At 65.4% G+C, this 18377-nt stretch carries 20 protein-coding genes and 1 tRNA gene; 12 read left to right on the top strand and 9 right to left on the bottom strand.

All coding sequences use genetic code 11. The annotated features are described in order from the left end of the window. Nucleotides 1–76 precede the first annotated feature (76 nt). Nucleotides 77–988, top strand: a complete 912-nt coding sequence (locus tag NLR35_RS31260) for a LysR substrate-binding domain-containing protein (protein ID WP_257170390.1) — start codon at nt 77–79, stop codon at nt 986–988. A 16-nt stretch (nt 989–1004) separates the two neighbouring features. Here the strand turns inward: NLR35_RS31260 and NLR35_RS31255 are convergent. The 7 genes from NLR35_RS31255 to NLR35_RS31225 form a co-directional block, all read right to left on the bottom strand. Further along, nucleotides 1005–1080: transfer RNA gene (locus tag NLR35_RS31255), tRNA-Lys, on the bottom strand. 175 nt (nt 1081–1255) lie between these two features. Then, nucleotides 1256–1867, bottom strand: coding sequence for a Spy/CpxP family protein refolding chaperone (locus NLR35_RS31250; protein ID WP_257170389.1), 612 nt, complete (start codon nt 1865–1867; stop codon nt 1256–1258). Between the two features lie 149 nt (nt 1868–2016). After that, nucleotides 2017–3342 (bottom strand): TRAP transporter large permease, encoded by a 1326-nt coding sequence (locus NLR35_RS31245; RefSeq protein WP_257170388.1) that lies wholly within the window; start codon nt 3340–3342, stop codon nt 2017–2019. Continuing rightward, the gene (locus NLR35_RS31240; RefSeq protein ID WP_257170419.1) at nt 3339–3899 is read right to left on the bottom strand and encodes a TRAP transporter small permease; all 561 of its coding nucleotides are present in this window, start codon (nt 3897–3899) and stop codon (nt 3339–3341) included. The genes NLR35_RS31245 and NLR35_RS31240 overlap by 4 nt, the downstream gene beginning before the upstream one ends. 134 nt (nt 3900–4033) lie before the next feature. Then, a complete protein-coding gene (locus NLR35_RS31235; RefSeq protein ID WP_257170418.1) occupies nt 4034–5053 on the bottom strand; it encodes a TRAP transporter substrate-binding protein in 1020 nt (339 codons plus the stop codon). A gap of 295 nt (nt 5054–5348) precedes the next feature. Beyond that, nucleotides 5349–6926, bottom strand: a complete 1578-nt coding sequence (locus NLR35_RS31230) for a 2-isopropylmalate synthase (protein ID WP_257170387.1) — start codon at nt 6924–6926, stop codon at nt 5349–5351. A 126-nt stretch (nt 6927–7052) separates the two neighbouring features. Continuing rightward, nucleotides 7053–7181, bottom strand: a complete 129-nt coding sequence (locus NLR35_RS31225; RefSeq protein WP_257170386.1) for a hypothetical protein — start codon at nt 7179–7181, stop codon at nt 7053–7055. Between the two features lie 964 nt (nt 7182–8145). On the opposite strand from NLR35_RS31225, the gene NLR35_RS31220 reads away from it, so the two are divergent. The 10 genes from NLR35_RS31220 (at nt 8146) to NLR35_RS31175 (ending at nt 16612) form a co-directional block, all read left to right on the top strand. Continuing rightward, nucleotides 8146–8880 (top strand): alpha/beta fold hydrolase, encoded by a 735-nt coding sequence (locus NLR35_RS31220; RefSeq protein ID WP_257170385.1) that lies wholly within the window; start codon nt 8146–8148, stop codon nt 8878–8880. Nucleotides 8881–8964: 84 nt separating this feature from the next. Then, nucleotides 8965–9210: a CopG family ribbon-helix-helix protein gene (locus NLR35_RS31215; protein WP_257170384.1), complete on the top strand. Its 246-nt coding sequence runs from the start codon at nt 8965–8967 to the stop codon at nt 9208–9210. Then, complete coding sequence (locus NLR35_RS31210; protein ID WP_257170383.1) at nt 9207–9500, top strand: type II toxin-antitoxin system RelE/ParE family toxin; 294 nt, start codon at nt 9207–9209, stop codon at nt 9498–9500. The genes NLR35_RS31215 and NLR35_RS31210 overlap by 4 nt, the downstream gene beginning before the upstream one ends. 139 nt (nt 9501–9639) lie before the next feature. Continuing rightward, nucleotides 9640–11205, top strand: coding sequence for a serine hydrolase (locus tag NLR35_RS31205; RefSeq protein ID WP_257170382.1), 1566 nt, complete (start codon nt 9640–9642; stop codon nt 11203–11205). Nucleotides 11206–11368: 163 nt separating this feature from the next. Next, nucleotides 11369–11554, top strand: coding sequence for a hypothetical protein (locus tag NLR35_RS31200; protein ID WP_257170381.1), 186 nt, complete (start codon nt 11369–11371; stop codon nt 11552–11554). 12 nt (nt 11555–11566) lie between these two features. Beyond that, nucleotides 11567–11794 (top strand): hypothetical protein, encoded by a 228-nt coding sequence (locus NLR35_RS31195; RefSeq protein ID WP_257170380.1) that lies wholly within the window; start codon nt 11567–11569, stop codon nt 11792–11794. Next, nucleotides 11791–12390, top strand: a complete 600-nt coding sequence (locus NLR35_RS31190) for a hypothetical protein (RefSeq protein WP_257170379.1) — start codon at nt 11791–11793, stop codon at nt 12388–12390. The genes NLR35_RS31195 and NLR35_RS31190 overlap by 4 nt, the downstream gene beginning before the upstream one ends. A gap of 103 nt (nt 12391–12493) precedes the next feature. Then, on the top strand, nt 12494–12805 hold the full coding sequence (locus NLR35_RS31185) for a hypothetical protein (RefSeq protein WP_257170378.1): 312 nt from the start codon (nt 12494–12496) through the stop codon (nt 12803–12805). A gap of 305 nt (nt 12806–13110) precedes the next feature. Then, complete coding sequence (locus NLR35_RS31180; protein ID WP_257170377.1) at nt 13111–15420, top strand: TonB-dependent siderophore receptor; 2310 nt, start codon at nt 13111–13113, stop codon at nt 15418–15420. Between the two features lie 19 nt (nt 15421–15439). Then, on the top strand, nt 15440–16612 hold the full coding sequence (locus NLR35_RS31175) for a PepSY-associated TM helix domain-containing protein (RefSeq protein WP_257170376.1): 1173 nt from the start codon (nt 15440–15442) through the stop codon (nt 16610–16612). A 10-nt stretch (nt 16613–16622) separates the two neighbouring features. On the opposite strand, the gene NLR35_RS31170 is transcribed toward NLR35_RS31175, so the two are convergent. Together NLR35_RS31170 and NLR35_RS31165 are read right to left on the bottom strand one after the other, a co-directional pair. Then, the gene (locus tag NLR35_RS31170; RefSeq protein ID WP_257170375.1) at nt 16623–17183 is read right to left on the bottom strand and encodes an HXXEE domain-containing protein; all 561 of its coding nucleotides are present in this window, start codon (nt 17181–17183) and stop codon (nt 16623–16625) included. Between the two features lie 77 nt (nt 17184–17260). Then, nucleotides 17261–17488, bottom strand: coding sequence for a hypothetical protein (locus tag NLR35_RS31165; protein WP_257170374.1), 228 nt, complete (start codon nt 17486–17488; stop codon nt 17261–17263). Nucleotides 17489–17645: 157 nt separating this feature from the next. Between NLR35_RS31165 and NLR35_RS31160 the strand changes: the two genes are divergently transcribed. Next, nucleotides 17646–18371 (top strand): Crp/Fnr family transcriptional regulator, encoded by a 726-nt coding sequence (locus tag NLR35_RS31160; protein WP_257170417.1) that lies wholly within the window; start codon nt 17646–17648, stop codon nt 18369–18371. The last annotated feature ends 6 nt before the right edge of the window (nt 18372–18377 follow it).

Genomic DNA, 18377 nt, shown 5'->3' with positions numbered 1-18377 from the left:
AGATCGCAGTGGAGGGTTTGATCGTCCAATGAATAATGGCACCCTCTCCATGCCGAGATGTTATGGATGAGGGATCATGGCCCGGATCAATTCGCGACAGGTCGAAGCCTTCCGGGCGATGATGCTGACCGGCAGCGTCACCGAGGCGGCCAAGCTGATGGCGGTCACACAGCCGGCGGTGAGTCGGCTGCTGCGCGACTTCCAGGCGCTGCTGAAGATGGAGCTGTTCGAACGGCGCGGCACCGGGCTCGTGCCGACCGCGGCCGCCACCGCGCTGTACATGGAGGTCGAGCGCTCCTTCGTCGGGCTCGATCGCATCACCGCCGCCGCCGAGGAAATCCGCGGCCGCCGCACCGGCACGCTGCGCATCGCAGCCCTGCCCGCGCTGTCGAACGGCTATCTGCCGCGGCTCGCCGGCGGCTTCCTGCAGGAGCGGCCGAATCTCAACCTTGCCTTCTTCGGCGTGATCTCGCCGATCGTGATCGACTGGGTGCTGAACGCGCAATGCGACGTCGGCTTCGCCGAGGTGCCGATTGCGCATGCCGGCCTGCCAAGCGTGAAGCTGCCGGCGCTGCCGCGCGTCGCCGTGCTGCCGGCCGGACATCGGCTCGCGGCCAAGGACGCGCTGGCGCCCCGTGACTTCGAGGGCGAGACCTTCATCTCACTGTCCGCCGGCTCGACGAGCCGTCACCTGATCGATCAGGTCTTCCACCGCGACGACATCCAGCGGGTGCTGCGCGTCGAGACGACGCTGTCCGAGATCATGTGCGGGATGGTGTCCTCAGGCCTCGGCGTCGCGATCTGCGATCCCTTTACCGCGCGCGAGTTCGATGGCCGCGGCGTCGTGGCGCGACCGTTCACGCCGCGCATCGACTTCGAATTCGCTGCGGTGTTTCCGCCGCAACGCAGCCCGTCGCCGGTGGCGCTCGATCTGGTTGAGACGGTTCGCCGCGCGCTCAGCGCGCTCGACGATTCGGACGAAGATTGAGGAAGTTCGGAGGGCTTGGTGGGCGCACTAGGGCTCGAACCTAGGACCCGCTGATTAAGAGTCAGCTGCTCTACCAACTGAGCTATGCGCCCGGATCTGCATCCGGAGAAAGCCCCCGCGAGAGCCGGTCGTTTAGCAAAGCGATTCCGGGATGTCCAGCGATCCCTGACGATTATTTGGCATTTTCGATGCAGAAAAACCGCCGGCGTGCGGCGGTTTTTCCCAAGCGGAAATTCCAGCGGATTCAGAGGGATCGTTAACCGATCCTCAGAGCCGCCCGGAGTCGCGGTCCTCGTCGGACCAGCCCATGCGGTCCATCGGCGGGTGGCCCATCGGCCCCGGCCCGAATCGGTTCTCTCCGAAGCGCGGACCGTCGCCCTCGCCGCGTTCCATCCAGCGGTGATGGCGCGGACCATCCGGTCCCATCATGCGCCCCATCGGCCGGGTGAGCATCGACAGCCGGCGCTTCTGGCCGTCGTCGAGCGTCTTGTAGAGCGGATCGGCAGCGTCGGCGACCTTCTTCATCGCGTCCGCCGTCACGGCCATCGTATCGGCCCGCTCGCGCAGACGCGCCACCGGATCGACGTCCTTGTCCTGCGCATCGTCAGCGGCCTTCATCCGCGCATTGGCCCGGTCGAAGCGCAGCTTGACGAGATCGCGCACCGCGGCCTCGACCGGCGGCCACAGCTTCTCCTGATCCGCGTTCAGCTTCAGCCCGGCATGGACCGAGGCGATGCGCGCGTCGAGCATCGCGGCGCGGTCTTCCGGGTTCATGCGCGCATGATGCATGTGATCGTGAATCCAGCCGCGCTGGGCGTAGACCGCAGTCGAACCGGCGATGGCGAGCACGGCGACAGCGGCAATCGTGAACTTTCTCATGCCAACCTCCTTGGAAAGCCGGATCAGCATGAGCTTGCTGACCTCGGCATTCAACTTACAGTTTGGACAGAGTGTACGACCTTACGGAGATGTAATTGCTTCAAATACCTTTCGATTTTTGCAAATGAGTTTCAGTTTGTTGCCGCGCCTCAAAGCATTCCCAACGTGCGCGGCAACCAGAGCGAGATTTCCGGCACGTAGGTGACCAGCGCGAGGAAGCCGAGCATCGTCAGCAGCCACGGCATCACGGCGATGGTCAGCTCGGTGATGCCCATCTTGGCGATCCCCGACGCGACGTAGAGGTTGAGTCCAACAGGCGGATGGCACATGCCGACCTCCATGTTGACCACCATCAGGATGCCCAGATGCACCGGGTGGATGCCGAGCTTGACCGCGACGGGAAACAGGATCGGCGCCATGATCAGCACGATCGAGGTCGCCTCCATGACGTTGCCGGCGAGCAGCAGCAGGATGTTGACGACCAGCAGGAACACCGCCCAGTTGACGCCCGCGGACGCCATCCAGTTGGCGATCTGCTGCGGGATGTTCTCATTGGCCATCAGGAACGAGAACAGCACGGCGTTGGTGATGATGTAGAGGATCATCGCGCTCATGTTCGCCGAGCCGAGCAGCACCTTCGGCACGTCCTTGAGCGACATGTCGCGATACACGAACACGGCGATCACGAACGCATAGACAGCGCTGACGGCGGCGGCTTCGGTCGGCGTGAACTTGCCGGTGTAGATGCCGCCGAGCACGATGACGATCAGCAGCAGGCCCCAGATGCATTTGCGGAAGGCGGTGAAGCGCTCCGCCCAACTGGCACGCGGCAGCCGCGGATAGTCGTTCTTCCAGGCGCGGTAGAAGGTGGTGAAGCCGAGCAGGCTCGCCAGCATCAGGCCCGGGATGACGCCGGCCATGAACAGCTGGCCGACCGAGGCGGAGGAGACGCGGTGGCCGGCCGGATCGAGCGCGATGCTGCCGCCGGTCGCGACCGAATAGACCACCATCACGATCGACGGTGGGATCAGGATGCCCAGGGCACCCGAGGTGGTGATGACGCCGGCGCCGAAGCGCTTCGGAAAGCCCTGCTTGACCATCGCCGGCAGCATGATCGAGCCGATCGCAATCACCGTCGCGGGCGACGAGCCGGACACGGCCGCAAACAGAGCGCAGGCCATGACGCCGGCCAGCCCCAGGCCGCCATACCAATGCCCGACCATCGAGGTCGCAAAATTGATCATCCGCCGCGCGACGCCGCCATGGGTCAGAAAGTTGCCGGCGAGGATGAAGAACGGGATCGCCATGATCTCGAAATTGTCGATGCCCGTGAACAGCTTCAGCGCGACGGACTCGGTCGGCACGTTCGTCATGAAGAAGACGAAGGACAGCACCGTGAGGCCGAGCGCGATCGAGATCGGCATGCCCGTCAGCATCAGGAAGATGAGCAGGCTGAAGATGAGGAGGCTGCTCATCGCGAGGCCTCCGTAGCCTGGGCATCGACGCCTTCGACATAGGCGTGGTCATGATGCGGCAGCTCGTCGTGGCGGAGATAGTGCCAGGCGACCTGGAGAAAGCGGAAGCACATCAGATAGGAGCCGAGCGGGATGCACAGATAGACCAGCCAGCTCGGCAGCTCCATGTCCGGTGTGACCTGGTCGGTCTGCGACAGGCCGTAGACGAACTTGGCGCCCATGGTGCCGATGATCGCTGTGAACAGCGCGCCGCACAGCAGGCCGAACAGGATCGTCACCTTGCGCAGCGACGGCCTGAGCATGTTGACCAGGACGTCGACGCCGACATGGATGCCGGTGCGCACGCCGTAGGCGGCGCCGAACTTCGCCATCCACACGAACATGTAGATGCACAGCTCCTGCGCCCAGGACAGGTCGATCGGGAACAGGATCGGATAGAACAAGGGGATGCCGACCAGATAGCGGTGCAGCACGGCCACGAAGATGATCGAGGTCGCCGCCGCGATCAGGAATGCGATCAGGATCTCCTCGAGCCGATCGAGGATGCGCAACAGCAAGCTCAAGTCCCCTCCCCCACAATCAAACGCCTGCGACGCTTGACTGCGCCGTCTGCTTGGCCTGGCACCCCGCCGAGCCCCTTCCCCATTGCCACACGCGGGCCTACCGGCCCGCGCGTGCTTCACTCAGATCCTCAGTTGGTCGTGCCGCGCGTCTCCTTCAGGAACTCGTCGATCAGCGGCTGGCCGACGCGGCCCGCGACGTCCTTGTAGACCGGCATCATCGCCTTGCGCATCGCCTCGTCCTGCGCGGGCGCCAGCTTCACGAGCTCAGACTTGCCGGACTTGCGGATCTCCTCCAGCGCGTCGTCGTTCTCCTTGGCCGACTGGTTGTTGCCATAGGCAGTGGCTTCCTTCATCGCCTTGTCGCAGGCGGCGCGGATGTCCGGCGGCAGGCCGTCCCAGAACTTCTTGTTCACGACCACGACGTAGCCGATGTAGCCGTGATTGGTGAGCGTGATGTACTTCTGCACCTCGTGCATCTTCTGGGTATAGATGTTCGAGGGCGTGTTCTCCTGGCCGTCGACGACGCCGGTCTGCAGCGCCTGATAGACTTCGGAGAACGCCATCACCTGCGGAATGGCGCCGAGCGTGCGGAACTGCGCATCCAGCACCTTCGACGACTGGATGCGGAACTTCAGGCCCTTGTAGTCGGCGGGATCGACGAGCTTCTTGTTGGCGCTCATCTGCTTGAAGCCGTTGTCCCAGTAGGCGAGGCCGATCATCCCCTTCGGCTCGAGCAGCTTGAGGAGCTTGGCGCCGAGCGGACCATCCGTGACCTTCCGCAGAGTGGCGAGGTCGGGCAGGATGTAGGGCAGATCGAACACCTCGAATTCCTTGATGCCGATCGGACCGAACTTCGAGTTCGACGGCGCCAGCATCTGGACGGCGCCGAGCTGCAGCGCCTCGAGCTCTTCCTTGTCCTTGTAGAGCTGCGAGTTCGGGTAGACTTCGACCTTCACCTTGCCGTCGGTGTACTTCTCGGCGAGCTCCTTGAACTTGTCGGCGGCGAGGCCCTTCGGCGTGTTCGAGGCCACGACGTGGCTGAACTTGATCACGATCGGATTGTCGGCCGCCCATGCCGGGCCGGCCAGCGCAAGCACCGCGAGCGAGGCGGCGGTGGCGATCACGTGACGGAACTTGAACTGCTGCAAGGTGTCCTCCCGAAATTCGGGGGGCATTGCAATGACGCCCCCGCTTTGTATGCCAAGGACATTGTTAGCGGGTGCCGGCCGGGAATGCCATTGACCGTTAGCAGCACGAGCGGGATTCGCGCGCTGCGATGCAGCAACTCGCGCCACCGCCGGTCCGGGGCGGCGCGGAGCGCCGAACCTCAGATGCGCAATTGCGCATCGGGGAACCTAGAGATTGCGAGGGCCGGTGCAAACCAAGCTCGGGATTCCGGGTTCAGCCGCTTTCGCGGCTGCCCCGGAATGACGACTCGTGGCGTCAGCTCGCAGCCGCCGCCGATGCACCGTGCCCCTGCGCGACGTCGCGCTGGCGCTTCATGACCAGCTTGTTCAGCGCGCCGAGATAAGCCTTGGCGGACGCCACCAGCGTGTCCGGATCGGCGGCGCGCGCGGTCATCGAGCGGCCATCCTGCGACAAGCGCACCGAGACCTCGGCCTGCGCGTCGGTGCCCTCGGTGACGGCGTGGACCTGGTACAGCTCCAGCTTGGCCTCGTGCGGCACCAGCGACTTGATGCAGTTGAAGACCGCATCGACCGGACCGTTGCCCTCGCTCTCCTCGATCTTGGTCACGCCGTCGATGTCGAGCTTCATGGTCGCGCGCTGCGGGCCGCGGGTGCCGGCGATCACGCTCAGCGACAGCAGCTTGATGCGGTCATGGGCGCTCACCATGCCCTCGTCGATCAGGGCCTCGATGTCCTCGTCATAGATCTGCTTCTTGCGATCGGCCAGCGCCTTGAAGCGGACGAAGGCGTCCTCGACCTGGTTGCTCGACAGCTTGTGGCCCATCTCCTCCAGCTTGTGGATGAAGGCGTGGCGGCCGGAGTGCTTGCCCATCACCAGCGAGGTCTGCTTCACGCCGACAGTTTCCGGCAGCATGATCTCGTAGGTCTGCGCGTTCTTCAGCATGCCGTCCTGATGGATGCCGCTCTCATGCGCGAACGCGTTGCGGCCGACGATGGCCTTGTTGTACTGCACCGGGAACGAGGTCGCCGCCGACACCACCTTCGAGGCGTGGGTCAGCTGCGTGGTGTCGATCTTGTTCCAGAACGGCAGCTTGTCGTTGCGCACGCGCATCGCCATCACGACCTCTTCGAGCGCCGCGTTGCCGGCGCGCTCGCCGATGCCGTTGATGGTGCATTCGATCTGGCGGGCGCCGGCGCGCACGCCGGCCATCGAGTTGGCGACCGCCATGCCGAGGTCGTTGTGGCAGTGGACGGAGAACACCGCCTTGTCGGAGTTCGGCACCGTCTCGCGCACGCGCTTGAACAGGTCGTAATACTCTTCCGGCACGGCGTAGCCGACGGTGTCCGGGATGTTGATGGTGGTGGCGCCGGCCTTGATCGCGGCCTCGACGCAGCGGCACAGGAAATCGAACTCGGTGCGGGTGCCGTCCTCCGACGACCACTCGACGTCGTCGGTGTGGTTGCGCGCGCGCGTTACCGAGGAGACGACCAGCTCATAGACCTGCTGCGGATCCATCTGCAGCTTGTACTTCATGTGCACCGGCGAGGTGGACAGGAAGGTGTGGATGCGGCCACGCTTGGCGGGCCGGATCGCTTCGGCGCAGCGGTCGATGTCCTTGGCGCCGGCGCGCGACAGGCCGCAGATCACGGCGTTCTTCGACCGCTTTGCGATCTCGTTGACGGCCTCGAAGTCGCCGTCGGAGGCGATCGGAAAACCCGCCTCGATGATGTCGACGCCCATGTCATCCAGCATCGCCGCGATGTTGAGCTTCTCCTCGAACGTCATGGTGGCGCCGGGGCACTGCTCGCCGTCGCGCAGGGTGGTGTCGAAAATGACGACGCGGTCCTTGTCGGACTGAACGGGATTGGACATTGGCTTTCCTCGAAGTCTGAAGGTGGTGCGCCTGGCTGTCAGGATCTCTGAACATTGGGCGCTGAAGGGTGTTTCGGTGTCGAAGCAGCCCCCTGAGTGCCCAGGCGCATCCCGCCCAGCCGGCCCTCAGGGGCAGCTAAGAAGCAGAAGCTCGAGCGCGCCGGTCAGGCCGCGAGCAGTCGCAAACGAGGCGAGCGCGATCGACCGGGCGTCTGCCCCGGCGATGGCCTCGATCTCTGCGCTGCGAATCAGCATTGCCAAACCCTTTTGCGAAGACACGAAAATGGTGCGGCAAAACCATTGATGGTTCGTTGCCGAGGTGTCCTCGATGGTGCTTTTACCGGGAATGGGAGGGCCTCGCAACGCCGAATAAGGGTCAGGAGGGGTGACGTATTGAGTCCACATACCCGATAAGCGCTGGGACCGCGCCCCGCGGCTGCTTCTCGCATTGTCGATAATTGGGCCCCGACGTCGCGGCGGCCTCGGTACACCTCGCCCCGCTTGCGGGGAGAGGTCGGATTGCATCGCCAGATGCAATCCGGGTGAAGGGGCTCTCCGCAGGGTCGGTGGTTGTGGCCCCTCACCCCACCCCTCTCCCCGTGAAGAACGGGGAGAGGGAGCGCACCGTGCACTGCGCTCGCTCTTACGTCTTCAACAGCGACACGGGGCTCGACAAACCAGCGTCGCGCATCACGCATGATGGAGGTCGGCAACTCAACAAGCATCCGCACGCACTTCTCCATCCCCGCGACACGTCCGTGCCCGGGCTGATCATCGATATCGAAACCCTCGCCAATCGAGGGTGCAGGGAAGGCCGGGCGTCTGCCGACACCCGCGGCCCCCGTGCGGAAGGAAGTGCACGGGGCAGGAACCACAGGATCGGCCAGGACATCCCGGCCTTCCCTGCGCAACGGCTTTACGGCTTACTTCGTGCTCTCCCCGGGGACCGGCTTGATTGCCCCCGTCACCGGCGCGCTCGTCATGAACGCAGCCGGCTTGACACCAGCTTCGGGGCGCCAGGACCACACGACTTCGCCGTCCGCAAACCGCCGGTCGTCCACCGGCGCCTCACGGCCATCGCTCCCCGCACTCCACGTATCGTGACGACGCGTACGCCCCTCTTCGATGAGGCGGGATGGCGCATACAATCATGACTTCTGAAAAAAGGAAAGAAAAATTTCGCCGAATACGAAGATCGAGGGTGTGATAACATGAACTCATGACCAACCGCATCTTCCTCCACGGCGTGCCCGATACACCGGCGATTTGGGGCCCGCTAATCGCGGCGCTTGGAGAGACCGTCGCAGTGCCTGCCCTGCCCGGCTTCGACGGCGATGCGCCTTCCGGCTTCGCCTGCACCAAGGACGCCTACGCCGACTGGCTGGTCGCCTTGATGGAAGCACAGCATGCGGCGTTCGGGCCGCTCGATCTGGTCGGGCATGATTGGGGCGCGCTGCTGGTGTTGCGCGCGGCATCGCTGCGGCCGGAGTTGGTGCGCTCCTGGGCGGTTGCCGGCGGTGCGCTCGATCCGGATTATCGCGGCCATCCCATCGCGCGGATCTGGAAGACGCCTATGCTCGGCGAGATCGTCATGGCGGTGTCGTCGCAGCGGGCCATGGCGCGCATGTTCCGGCAGAGCGGGCTGCCGCCGGAGCTGGCGGCGCACGAAGCCGCGGCGTGGCAGGCGCCGATGCGGCGCGCAATCCTCGCGCTGTATCGCTCTGCGGACGGGCTTCGCTTCGGCGGCGACTGGATCGCACGTCTCACGCAATTGCCGAAACGTGGCCTCGTGATCTCGGGCACGCAGGATCCGTTCGTGCCGCTCGACACGCTCAGCCGCTTCGCGCAAGCGCACGCCGCGCGGCTGCATGTCGAGCAGAACGCGGGTCATTGGAGCATCGTCGAGCGGCCCCAGAGCATCGTGGCGGCACTGCGGGCCCATTGGGCAGATTGATCACCAGGTCCTCGTGAGAACGGAGAGAGGATTGACGCTCCTCTTCCGTTCACCCACAATCCGCGTGAATCTCAGAGCAGCCCCATGACCACCTTCACCGTCCACGTTTCGGAAGCAACGGCCGCGAAGCTCGATGAGCTGGCGGAGAGGCTCGACCGCCCCCGCGCCGACGTCGCCGCGCGAGCGATCGAGGATTTCGTCGAGCGGGAAGCCTGGCAACTTGCCGAGATCGAGGCAGGGCTAGCGGAAGCTGAACGCGGTGACTTCGCCAGCAGCGCAGAAGTGGCGCATGTGATCGCCAAGTACGTGAAGCCTGCTATTCAAGGATGAGCCGACTCGCCATTCGTTGGACCATACGGGCGCTAAGTCGCCTCGACCAGATCGGCGCATACATCGCCGAGAACAACCCCACCGCAGCCGCGCGTGTCGTGGCGCGCATCGTTGTTGGCGTCGACACCCTTGCCGAGCATCCTGCTAAGGGACGGCCAGGGCGCATTAGCGGCACGCGCGAACTCGTGCTCACAGACTTTCCATACATCGTTGCCTATCGCGAGATGCCCGGAAGCATCGAGGTTCTGGCCGTCATGCACGCCGCACAGAGATGGCCAGACAGACTATAAAGCATCCGGCGAATGAGCGCTGTTTCGAAGGAAGCAACACTCCGCTTTTGCGGCGTGCGCATCGGCCATCACACAATCTTTGATGGATCGCGGTCTTGCGATACCCTATCCTGAATGTCGCTCATCGGAGACATTCGACATGGCGCGTCTCAAGACTGGCCTCTGGTTGTTCTCGGCGCTGCTGGTGGCGCGGCTGCTCACCGGCGCTGCCTCGGCCGAAGACGCCAACCTCGCCCGCTTCCCCCAGCCCGACTGGGCAACCGCCACGCCCGAGGACGAAGGCATGGACTCGGCGGCGCTGGCAAAGCTCGTCGCCTCCGGCAAGGCGATGCGGTTCGACAGCCTGCTGATCGCGCGCCATGGCAAGATCGTGCTCGATGCGTCCTACGCGCCTTACAATGCCGACGAGCCGCACATCATCAATTCGTCGACCAAGGCTGTGGTGTCGACCCTGATCGCGATCCTGCTCAAGGACGGCGTGCTCGACAGCCTCGATCATCCGGTGCTCGACTTCTTCAAAGATCGCAAGATCGACAATGTCGACGCACGCAAGCAGGCGCTCACCGTGCAGCATCTGCTCAACATGACCTCCGGGTTCGACTGGGACGAAGGTTATGATGGCGGCGCCGAGACATCCCTCTACGATATGGGCCGGAGCCCCGACTGGGTTCAGTACATTCTGGACCGGCCGATGGCGCATGCGCCCGGCGAGACGTTCTATTACAACAGCGGCAACTCGCATCTGCTCTCGGCAATCGTCACCAAGCTGACCGGCAAGAGCGCTGAGGACTTCGCGAAGGAGAGGCTTTTCGGACCGCTCGGGATCACCGAGCATGCGTGGTTCAAGGATTCCAAGGGAATTTCCGCCGGCGCTTTCGGGCTGGCGCTGAAGCCGCGCGACATGGCGAAGATCGGCTACCTCTATCTGCGTCGCGGCCGCTGGGGCGAGCAGCAATTGCTGCCGTCCGACTGGATCGAGGCCGTCAACCACGCCACGGTGAGCATGAATGCGAAGTTCGATCCGGGGCTCTCCTACGCCGATCAGTTCTGGGCCCTGCCGGACAAACACGTGTTCATGACGGTGGGCTATCACTGCCAGGTCATCATGATCATGCCCGACCGCGACATCGTGGCGGTGATGACCGCGCGCGAGTTCTGTCCGTTCCGCAAGCTCGCCAATGCCATCGCGGCGACCGCGACGTCCGACAGCGCCCTGCCGGCAGCGCCCGAGGCGGCGGCCGCGCTGGCCACCGATATCCGCGAGGCCGCAACGGAAACACGAGGCCCGGTCGGGGCGGTGCCGGAGATCGCGGCGTCCATCTCGGGCAAGACCTATAGCTTCCCACGGGGGCCGCTCGGCATCAACACGATCAAGCTCGATATCACGGGAGCGGAACCGCAGGTCACCTGGGATATTCCCTCGCGGGACAGCGCCGGGGGCGCGGTGCATCTGCAGAGCCCGATCGGCCTCGACGGCCTCTATCGCAAGACCGCGCCGCCGCATCCCTGGGAGCCTTTCACCTACCGGGCCATGAAGGGCAACTGGGTCGATGCCACGACATTCGCGATCGACGTGCAGTTCATCGGCCAGGGCGAGGAGCGCAATTGGCGGCTCAGCTTCGACGGCGACGGCGACAAGGTGACGTTCCGAACGAAGGGCCGCTACGGCAAGGACGTCGCGGTCGAGGGCCACGCGCAGCCTTGAAGCTCTCGATCGGTTTCGCTCGCGGAATTGCTGAAGACCTCACTCTGCTGATGTCGCGACGGGAACCCCCGTCGTGCTCACGAACCAGCGATCACGTGACCTGATTAGAACCTCGCTTCGGCCAGCACGTTGGTCCAGCTCCTGTCACAACAAGGAGCAGGCCATGACGAAGTCGCCCCCCGTTCTTCCTGAGAACCAGAGCCCGATGGGCACCGGCGATGCGAAAAGCGGCAACGCTCACGAGGCGTCGAAGCCGCGCAGCGCCGTGACTGGCAATGCCGATCAGCAGGGCCGCACCGGCAACATCAAGCAGAACACCACCAACCAGGGTTATCAGCAGGATCGCTGAGCGGAGGATTGGATGTCCACCTCGACCAAGACCAAAGCGAGCATTCGCCAGGGCGGCCCCGGCGCGTCGCATGAGAATGCCAAGGAACCCCTGCATATCGACAAACCGCGGGCGGATGATCCGCAACGGCACCACAGCCGCGTCTCGGGCGGCGGCGGCGAGCAGGACTCGCATCATGCGCACGAGTCCGAGGCCAAGGGCGGGAACACCCATCCGGCGCATGGAAAGGCCAGCCGATGAGCAACAAGCATCCGAAGATGCCGCGCCCGACCAATGTCGACCTCGTGCGCAATCCACTGATCGGCGGATCCAAGGGCGTGACGATGGCGCAGGCGAGCCTGGAGGATCTCGAGGAGCTCGCAGGTGCCAACACGATCCAAGGCGACGTCGAGAACGACACCAATGCGCAGGGCGGCATCGACAAGGCCGAGGTGATGGACCGCCGCCGCGGGCCGCCGCAACATGACCGCGACCAGCCGCCGCGGCACAAGGAGTTGCAGGGCCGCAGGACGCATGAGCAGCAGCTGCGCATGCTCGAGCGCAAGCCTGATCATCCCGACTCCGGCCAGCTCGCGCGCGAGATCGAGCGGGATCAGAACCGCACCCGCGTGGTCGAGGCCAAGCCGAGCAATGCCGACGGCGCGCCCGCGCCCCGCATCAAGGCCAAGGGAGACGGCTCCGGCGCGATGACCGATCTGCAGGAGGATCTGGTCGGCGACAACATGGTGCTGTCGAACCGCGACAAGACAGAGAGCTCGCGCGAGCGCGGCCAGGACGGCCGCTGGGTCGAGACCGAGCAGTTCCAGGATCACAACGACAACAGAGGCCGCGGCTGAGCAGGCCGCTGCGACCAACTGAGACGGCGCTACGCGCGAGCGGATGGGAACGGCGGCAACGCGGTCTTGTTAGCTCCGCTCCGAAGCAGAGAAAGGACCGACCATGAAGACCACGACCACCGTCGCGCTCGCCGCCGCATTTGCACTCACGAGCTCGCTCGCCCTCGCCCAGAGCAGCAGCGGCGCGGGCGCCAACACCGGCACCGGCGGCTCGGGCACCGCGACCAGCCCCGGCATGGGGCATTCGACCGACACCGGCACCACCGGGGCCAATATGGGCCGCACGCCTGCGGGTACCGACACCAGTGCGACCGGCGGCCGCACCGGTGGCGGCACTGGTATGAGTGACGGCACCGACAACGGCAGCATGGGCACGATGAGCCCGCATTCCGGCACGATCACGCCGAAGCGTTGAGCTCAACGCAATTAGTTCCAAAAAATGAAACGAACAGCGCTTCATCCGCAAGCCGGATGGAGCGTTGTTGTTTGCGCGTCGACCGGGCAGCGTGCTCGATCCTGCAGCGCGCCCTGATCACGCTCCGCGCGATGCCGCAAAGGCGCCGCGAGCGGCACAGGTTCGAACCAATTCCAACAACGAAACACCCGGCGACTTAGAGCTATTCAAGCCTGCGCGCCGTGTTCTTTGCTGCATCGCATTGCTAGACCTCACCTCAAGCGACCCGTTCCCGCGAACGGCGTGACTTGAAAGTGAAGTGAACGATGACGAAGTGTGACGGCCGGCGCGAGGCTCGCTCTCGTACCGGCATGCGCCGCGCGATTGCGATTGCGAGCGCGCTGACCGCAGAGCTGGCCTGCTCCTCCTCTCCTGGACATGCCCAGGCCTCGCTGCCGCCAGTGACGGTGGATGCGCCGGCGCAAAAGCGCAAGCCCGCGAGTGCCGTGAGCGCGCCGCAGCGCCAGGCTCGGGCGACGCCGTCACGGCGTCAGGTGCAGCCGCCCCCGATGCCGACACGTGCGGAGCGCGCGGCCGCGGAAGCGGTGGTGCTCAATGCCGCGAAGCTCAACTATCGGGCGATGCCGAGCGCAACCACGCTGCGCACCGGCGCCTCGCCGCTCAACACGGCGCAATCCGTCAACATCGTGCCCGAGCAGGTGATCAAGGACCAGCTGCCGCGCAACATCGACGATGCGCTGGCCAATATCAGCGGCGTCACCCAGGCGAACACGCTTGCCGGCACGCAGGATGCGGTGATGCGCCGTGGCTTCGGCGACAATCGTGACGGCTCGATCATGCGCAACGGCCTGCCGCTGGTGCAGGGCCGCAGCCTGAATGCCGCGGTGGAGAGCGTCGAGGTGCTGAAGGGCCCGGCCTCGCTGATGTACGGCATCATGGATCCCGGCGGCATCGTCAACACCATCAGCAAGCGGCCCGAACTGTATCAGCACGGCTCGGTGACGCTGCTCGGCTCGGCCTATGCCAACACGAGGACCGGCGCGGACGGCACGCTCGACATCACCGGCCCGATCGGTGACGGCGGCCTCGCCTATCGCTTCATCGGCTACGGCGTCAGCGAGGATTACTGGCGCAATTTCGGCCGGCATCGCGAGATGCTGGTGGCGCCGTCGCTCGCCTGGTACGGCGACACGACGACGGTGCAGCTCAACTACGAGCACCGCGAATTCATCACCCCATTCGATCGCGGCACCGCCTTCGTCAACGGCGCGCCGCTGGCGATCCCCGCGACGCGGCGGCTCGACGAGCCTTTCAACAACATGTGGGGTCAGTCGGACCTGGTGCAGGCCTCGGTCGAGCAGAAGCTCAACGAGGACTGGAAGCTCACCGCGGCCTACAGCTACAACACCGAGAGCTTCAACGCCTACCAGCTGCGCATCACGTCTTTCGATCCGAAGACCGGCCTCGAGGGTCGCAGCAATGACGGCACGTTCGGCTCGCTCAGCCGCGTCAGCTACGGCACCTCCTATATGCAAGGCGGATTCTGGATCGGCGGCCTGCGCAACGAGGTGCTGTTCGGCGGCGACGCGCAATATCGGACGATTTATCGCCAGGATCTCCTGCGCAAGACCGTGCCGGCCTCGACCCCGTTCAACGTCTACAATCCGGTCTACGGCCTGCTGCAGCCGGGCTCGACGATCTCGGCCAGCGACAGCGACCAGACCGACAAGCTCGGCCAATATTCGCTGTTCCTGCAGGACACGCTGCACCTCACCGACAAGCTCGCGCTGGTCGGTGGCGTGCGCTACATGGATTATGAGCAGATCGCCGGCCGCGGCCGGCCGTTCAAGGCGAATACCAACGTCGCGGCCGACACCGTGCTGCCGCTCGGGGGCGCGATTCTCAAGCTCAACGAGCAATTCTCGCTCTACGCCAGCTACACGAAAAGCCTGAAGCCCAATTCGACCATCGCCCCGCTCACCGGCGGCGTCGTGCTCGGCTCGAACATCGCGCCGGAGCAAGGCACGTCCTGGGAGACCGGCTTCAAGTTCGACCTCGACAAGCGGCTGTCCGGCACCGTCGCGGTCTACGACATCGACAAGCAGAACGTGCTGGTATCGCAGCTCAACGGCAACGGCGTGCTGGAATACACCACCGCCGGCAGGGTTCGCTCGCGCGGCGCCGAGGTCGACGTCACCGGCAGCATTGCCGAGCATTGGACCATGATCGGCAGCTACGGCTACACCGACGCCAGGGTCACCGATGACCCGGTCTATCGCGGCAACCGGCTGCAGAACGTCGCGCTCAACACCGCCTCGCTCTATCTCGTCTATGATTTCGGCACGGCGCTACCCGGCCAGCTCAGGCTCGGCGGCGGCGCGCGTTATGTCGGCGACCGCGCCGGCGACGCCGCCAACAGCTTCGTGCTGCCGTCCTACGTCGTAGCCGACATGTTCGCGAGCTACGAGACCAAGCACCAAAGCCTGCCGGTGATCTACCAGCTCAACGTCAAGAACCTGTTCGACAGCGTCTACTACCCCTCGGCCAACAGCGTGCTGAACGTCGCCGTCGGCGATGCGAGGCGGGTGTCGCTGTCGGCGACGGTGAAGTTCTAGGCTAAAGAGAGGACCCCGCGTGACGCCCATCCGCATCAAGCCAGCGCTGCTGCAGATCCACTCCATCCTCGGACTCGTGGCCGCGCTGATCCTCTCCCTGATGGGCCTCACCGGCGCCATCATGGGCTTCGAGGACGAGATCCAGGCTGCTCTCAACAGCTCGCTCGCGCATGTCGCTCCGCGCACCGAAGCGCCGCTGACGCCGGCCGAGCTCGTCGCACGGCTGCAGGCGGATCCGGAGCTCGGCAAGGTCGCCGCGATCACGCTGTCGCGCGATCCCTCGGCCGCCGCGCGCATCCGCTTCGCGCGCAACGGCGACGGCGGCCGCCCCTCCTCGCTGCTGGTCGATCCCTATGACGGCCGCGTGCTCGGCGAGCCCAGCGGCGAGAGCTTCTTCACCACCGTGCGTCATTTGCATCGCTGGCTGCTGCTGCCGGGCGACGGCAACGGCGCGGGCCGGCAGATCACCGGAGCCGCCGTGCTCGGCCTGGTCGTGCTGCTGATCACCGGGATCGTGCTGCGCTGGCCGAAGCGCGCGAGCAGCGCGAACGCCTGGCTGAAGCCTCAGCTCGGCCTCAGCGGCCGCGGCCTGCATCGCTCGCTGCACAGCGTCGTCGGCACCTGGGTGCTGCCGGTCTATCTGGTGATCGCGCTGACCGGACTGACCTATTCCTATGCCTGGTACAAGGACGGGCTGACATGGCTGCTTGCGCCGGCCTCCCAGACACAGATGCCCGGCAAGGCCGCGCGCGGCGGGGCGAGCCCCGCAGCCGAGGCCAAGCCCCTCGCGCTCGACCTCGTCTGGGCGACGCTGCGCGAGCAGGTTGGCGATCGGTTCGCGGTGATGCAGCTGACCCTGCCCGCAGGCGGCGGGACGGGGTTGCGCGTGCGCACCTGGCCGAGCGAGCAGAATGACGGCCGTCGCGACGAATTCCGCATCGACGGCGCGACCGGCCGGCTGATCTCCGCCGAACGCTATGCCGACAAGACGACGGGCGAGCGCGTGCTGGCGCGCATCCTCGACATCCATCGCGGCAGCATCCTGGGCTGGCCGGGGCAGTTGCTGTTCATGCTCGCCGCCGCGCTGATGCCGCTGTTCGCGGTGACCGGCGTGCTGCTCTATGTCTCCCGGCGCAAATTGCGGCGGCCGATGCCGCCGCTGACAACCGTCCACCTCGTGCCGGGCGAATAGACCGCGCGCTTCACGCCACCGCGGCGTGCGAGGCGCGCCGGATGGCATTGGCCGCGATGATGATGTGGAGCAGCAGCGACAGGCCGAAGCCGAGCAAGTGCTGCGCCATCGTGGCGGGTATGACCAGCACGGTCACGAGGCCGAGCGGAATGAACAGGATGATCCCGGTGACGAGGCCGGGATTGTAGCTGCGGAAGCGCAGGGCCGGACCGATATGGCCGAGCGAGTTGACCAGCATCAGGTAGGGCGCGACCAGCGCCCAGGCGGGCCCCGCGATCCACGCCACGTACAGCGCGGCCAGATCGATGCCCCAGACGGCGCCGCAATTGACCCAGAGCACGTCGCCGGTGGTCAGCGCCTCGCGGCCGCCGAACATGACGTTGTTGACGAAGCGGCGGAAGCGGTCGCCGGTGTGCTCCTCGACCTGGTGGATCATATAGCCCGGCGAATGCAGGAAGATCAGCAGCAGCGCCAGCGGCCAGTCGGCCGCGAGCAGCGGCACCAGGGCCAGCAGCGCGGCGGCCATGAACACGGCGCCGGCAACCCAGTGACGGGTGAGAAGGTCGAGCATCCCCTAGTGATGCGCGACTCGGGAGGACTTGCCAAGCCGGGTTCCTCCGGGGGACACGGCGACGCCGGCCACCGGGACTAGCTGGGATCGGGGTCGCCGAGCCGCTGGGCCAGCTTCTTCAAGCTTGCCTCCGAGGGCGGCAGGCTCTGGAATTCGCGGATCGCGCGCGACAGCTCCTGATCGGACATCGGATGCGCGGGCTGCTTCAGCCGCCCGTCGCTCAGCGCGGCGGCGATCGTCTCGAGGTGCGGCTCGTTGCCGCCGAACAATCGGCGAAGCCGGTAGAGGAACGCGATGTGGGGCACGGCTGTTCTCCCGATGCGGCGACCGGCAACTCCATCCGCATCCCCTGATACCATACCGACTTTAATAGGAACTATCGAGTGCGTCGTCTCATTTGATACGTCCAGAGATCAACGGGCGCGACTTCCCATGGCTTCCGACAAGACCGATGCCGACAAGATCGAGGCCGACAAGATCGTCGTGAACAAGCTCAAGGAGCATTCCCGGCTGTCAGCCGACGACATCGCCGAGATCAGGGATTTCAGCTTCGCACCACGCGAGCTGGCCGACCAGGAGGACCTCATCCGCCAGGGCGACGAGCCGGACCGGTCCGTGGTCGTGATCTCGGGATGGGTGGCGCGCTATCATTTGCTCCGGGGCGGCGGCCGCCAGTATCTCTCGTTTCACATGGCCGGCGACTGGCCCGATGCGCAGGCGCTGTTCCTCGACCGCATGGATCATGCGGTTTGCGCGATCGGTCCGGCGGTGATCGCGGGCATCCTGCATAAGGAGCTGACGCGCGCCATCACCCGGCGGCCGGCGCTCGGCTTCGCGATCTGGCGCGAGACCCTGATCGATGCCTCGATCTTCCGCGAGGCTATCACCAACAACAGCGCGCGGTCCAAGCCGGCACGCATGGCGCATCTGTTCTGCGAGCTGTTCTATCGCGCCCGTGCGCTGGGCCATGTGCATGATGATCAGCTGCGCCTGCCGCTCAGCCTCGTCCAACTCGGCGAAGCCCTGGGCATGGCGATCGCAACCGTCAACCGCACCCTCGTCGAACTCCGCGCCAGCCGCGCCGTGGACTTCCGCAGCGGCACGCTGACGATGCACAACTGGCCGCGGCTCTGCGTGGTCGGCGAGTTCGACCCCGGCTACCTGCACCTGAAGAAGCAGCCGCGCTGAGGCCTC

The organism is Bradyrhizobium sp. SRS-191 (genome assembly GCF_024586915.1).
GTDB lineage: Bacteria > Pseudomonadota > Alphaproteobacteria > Rhizobiales > Xanthobacteraceae > Bradyrhizobium.
Note: the sequence above shows the minus strand (reverse complement) of the source record. Positions and strands in the feature narration are given on the sequence as shown.

Coding starts and splice junctions, on each gene's coding strand:
- NLR35_RS31225 (WP_257170386.1), bottom strand. CDS start 7,181: ATGCTGATTCGCAGCGCAGAGATCGAGGCCATCGCCGGGGCAGACGCC.
- NLR35_RS31180 (WP_257170377.1), top strand. CDS start 13,111: ATGACGAAGTGTGACGGCCGGCGCGAGGCTCGCTCTCGTACCGGCATG.
- NLR35_RS31190 (WP_257170379.1), top strand. CDS start 11,791: ATGAGCAACAAGCATCCGAAGATGCCGCGCCCGACCAATGTCGACCTC.
- NLR35_RS31230 (WP_257170387.1), bottom strand. CDS start 6,926: ATGTCCAATCCCGTTCAGTCCGACAAGGACCGCGTCGTCATTTTCGAC.
- NLR35_RS31205 (WP_257170382.1), top strand. CDS start 9,640: ATGGCGCGTCTCAAGACTGGCCTCTGGTTGTTCTCGGCGCTGCTGGTG.
- NLR35_RS31245 (WP_257170388.1), bottom strand. CDS start 3,342: ATGAGCAGCCTCCTCATCTTCAGCCTGCTCATCTTCCTGATGCTGACG.
- NLR35_RS31200 (WP_257170381.1), top strand. CDS start 11,369: ATGACGAAGTCGCCCCCCGTTCTTCCTGAGAACCAGAGCCCGATGGGC.
- NLR35_RS31220 (WP_257170385.1), top strand. CDS start 8,146: ATGACCAACCGCATCTTCCTCCACGGCGTGCCCGATACACCGGCGATT.
- NLR35_RS31260 (WP_257170390.1), top strand. CDS start 77: ATGGCCCGGATCAATTCGCGACAGGTCGAAGCCTTCCGGGCGATGATG.
- NLR35_RS31250 (WP_257170389.1), bottom strand. CDS start 1,867: ATGAGAAAGTTCACGATTGCCGCTGTCGCCGTGCTCGCCATCGCCGGT.
- NLR35_RS31210 (WP_257170383.1), top strand. CDS start 9,207: ATGAGCCGACTCGCCATTCGTTGGACCATACGGGCGCTAAGTCGCCTC.
- NLR35_RS31195 (WP_257170380.1), top strand. CDS start 11,567: ATGTCCACCTCGACCAAGACCAAAGCGAGCATTCGCCAGGGCGGCCCC.
- NLR35_RS31170 (WP_257170375.1), bottom strand. CDS start 17,183: ATGCTCGACCTTCTCACCCGTCACTGGGTTGCCGGCGCCGTGTTCATG.
- NLR35_RS31185 (WP_257170378.1), top strand. CDS start 12,494: ATGAAGACCACGACCACCGTCGCGCTCGCCGCCGCATTTGCACTCACG.
- NLR35_RS31215 (WP_257170384.1), top strand. CDS start 8,965: ATGACCACCTTCACCGTCCACGTTTCGGAAGCAACGGCCGCGAAGCTC.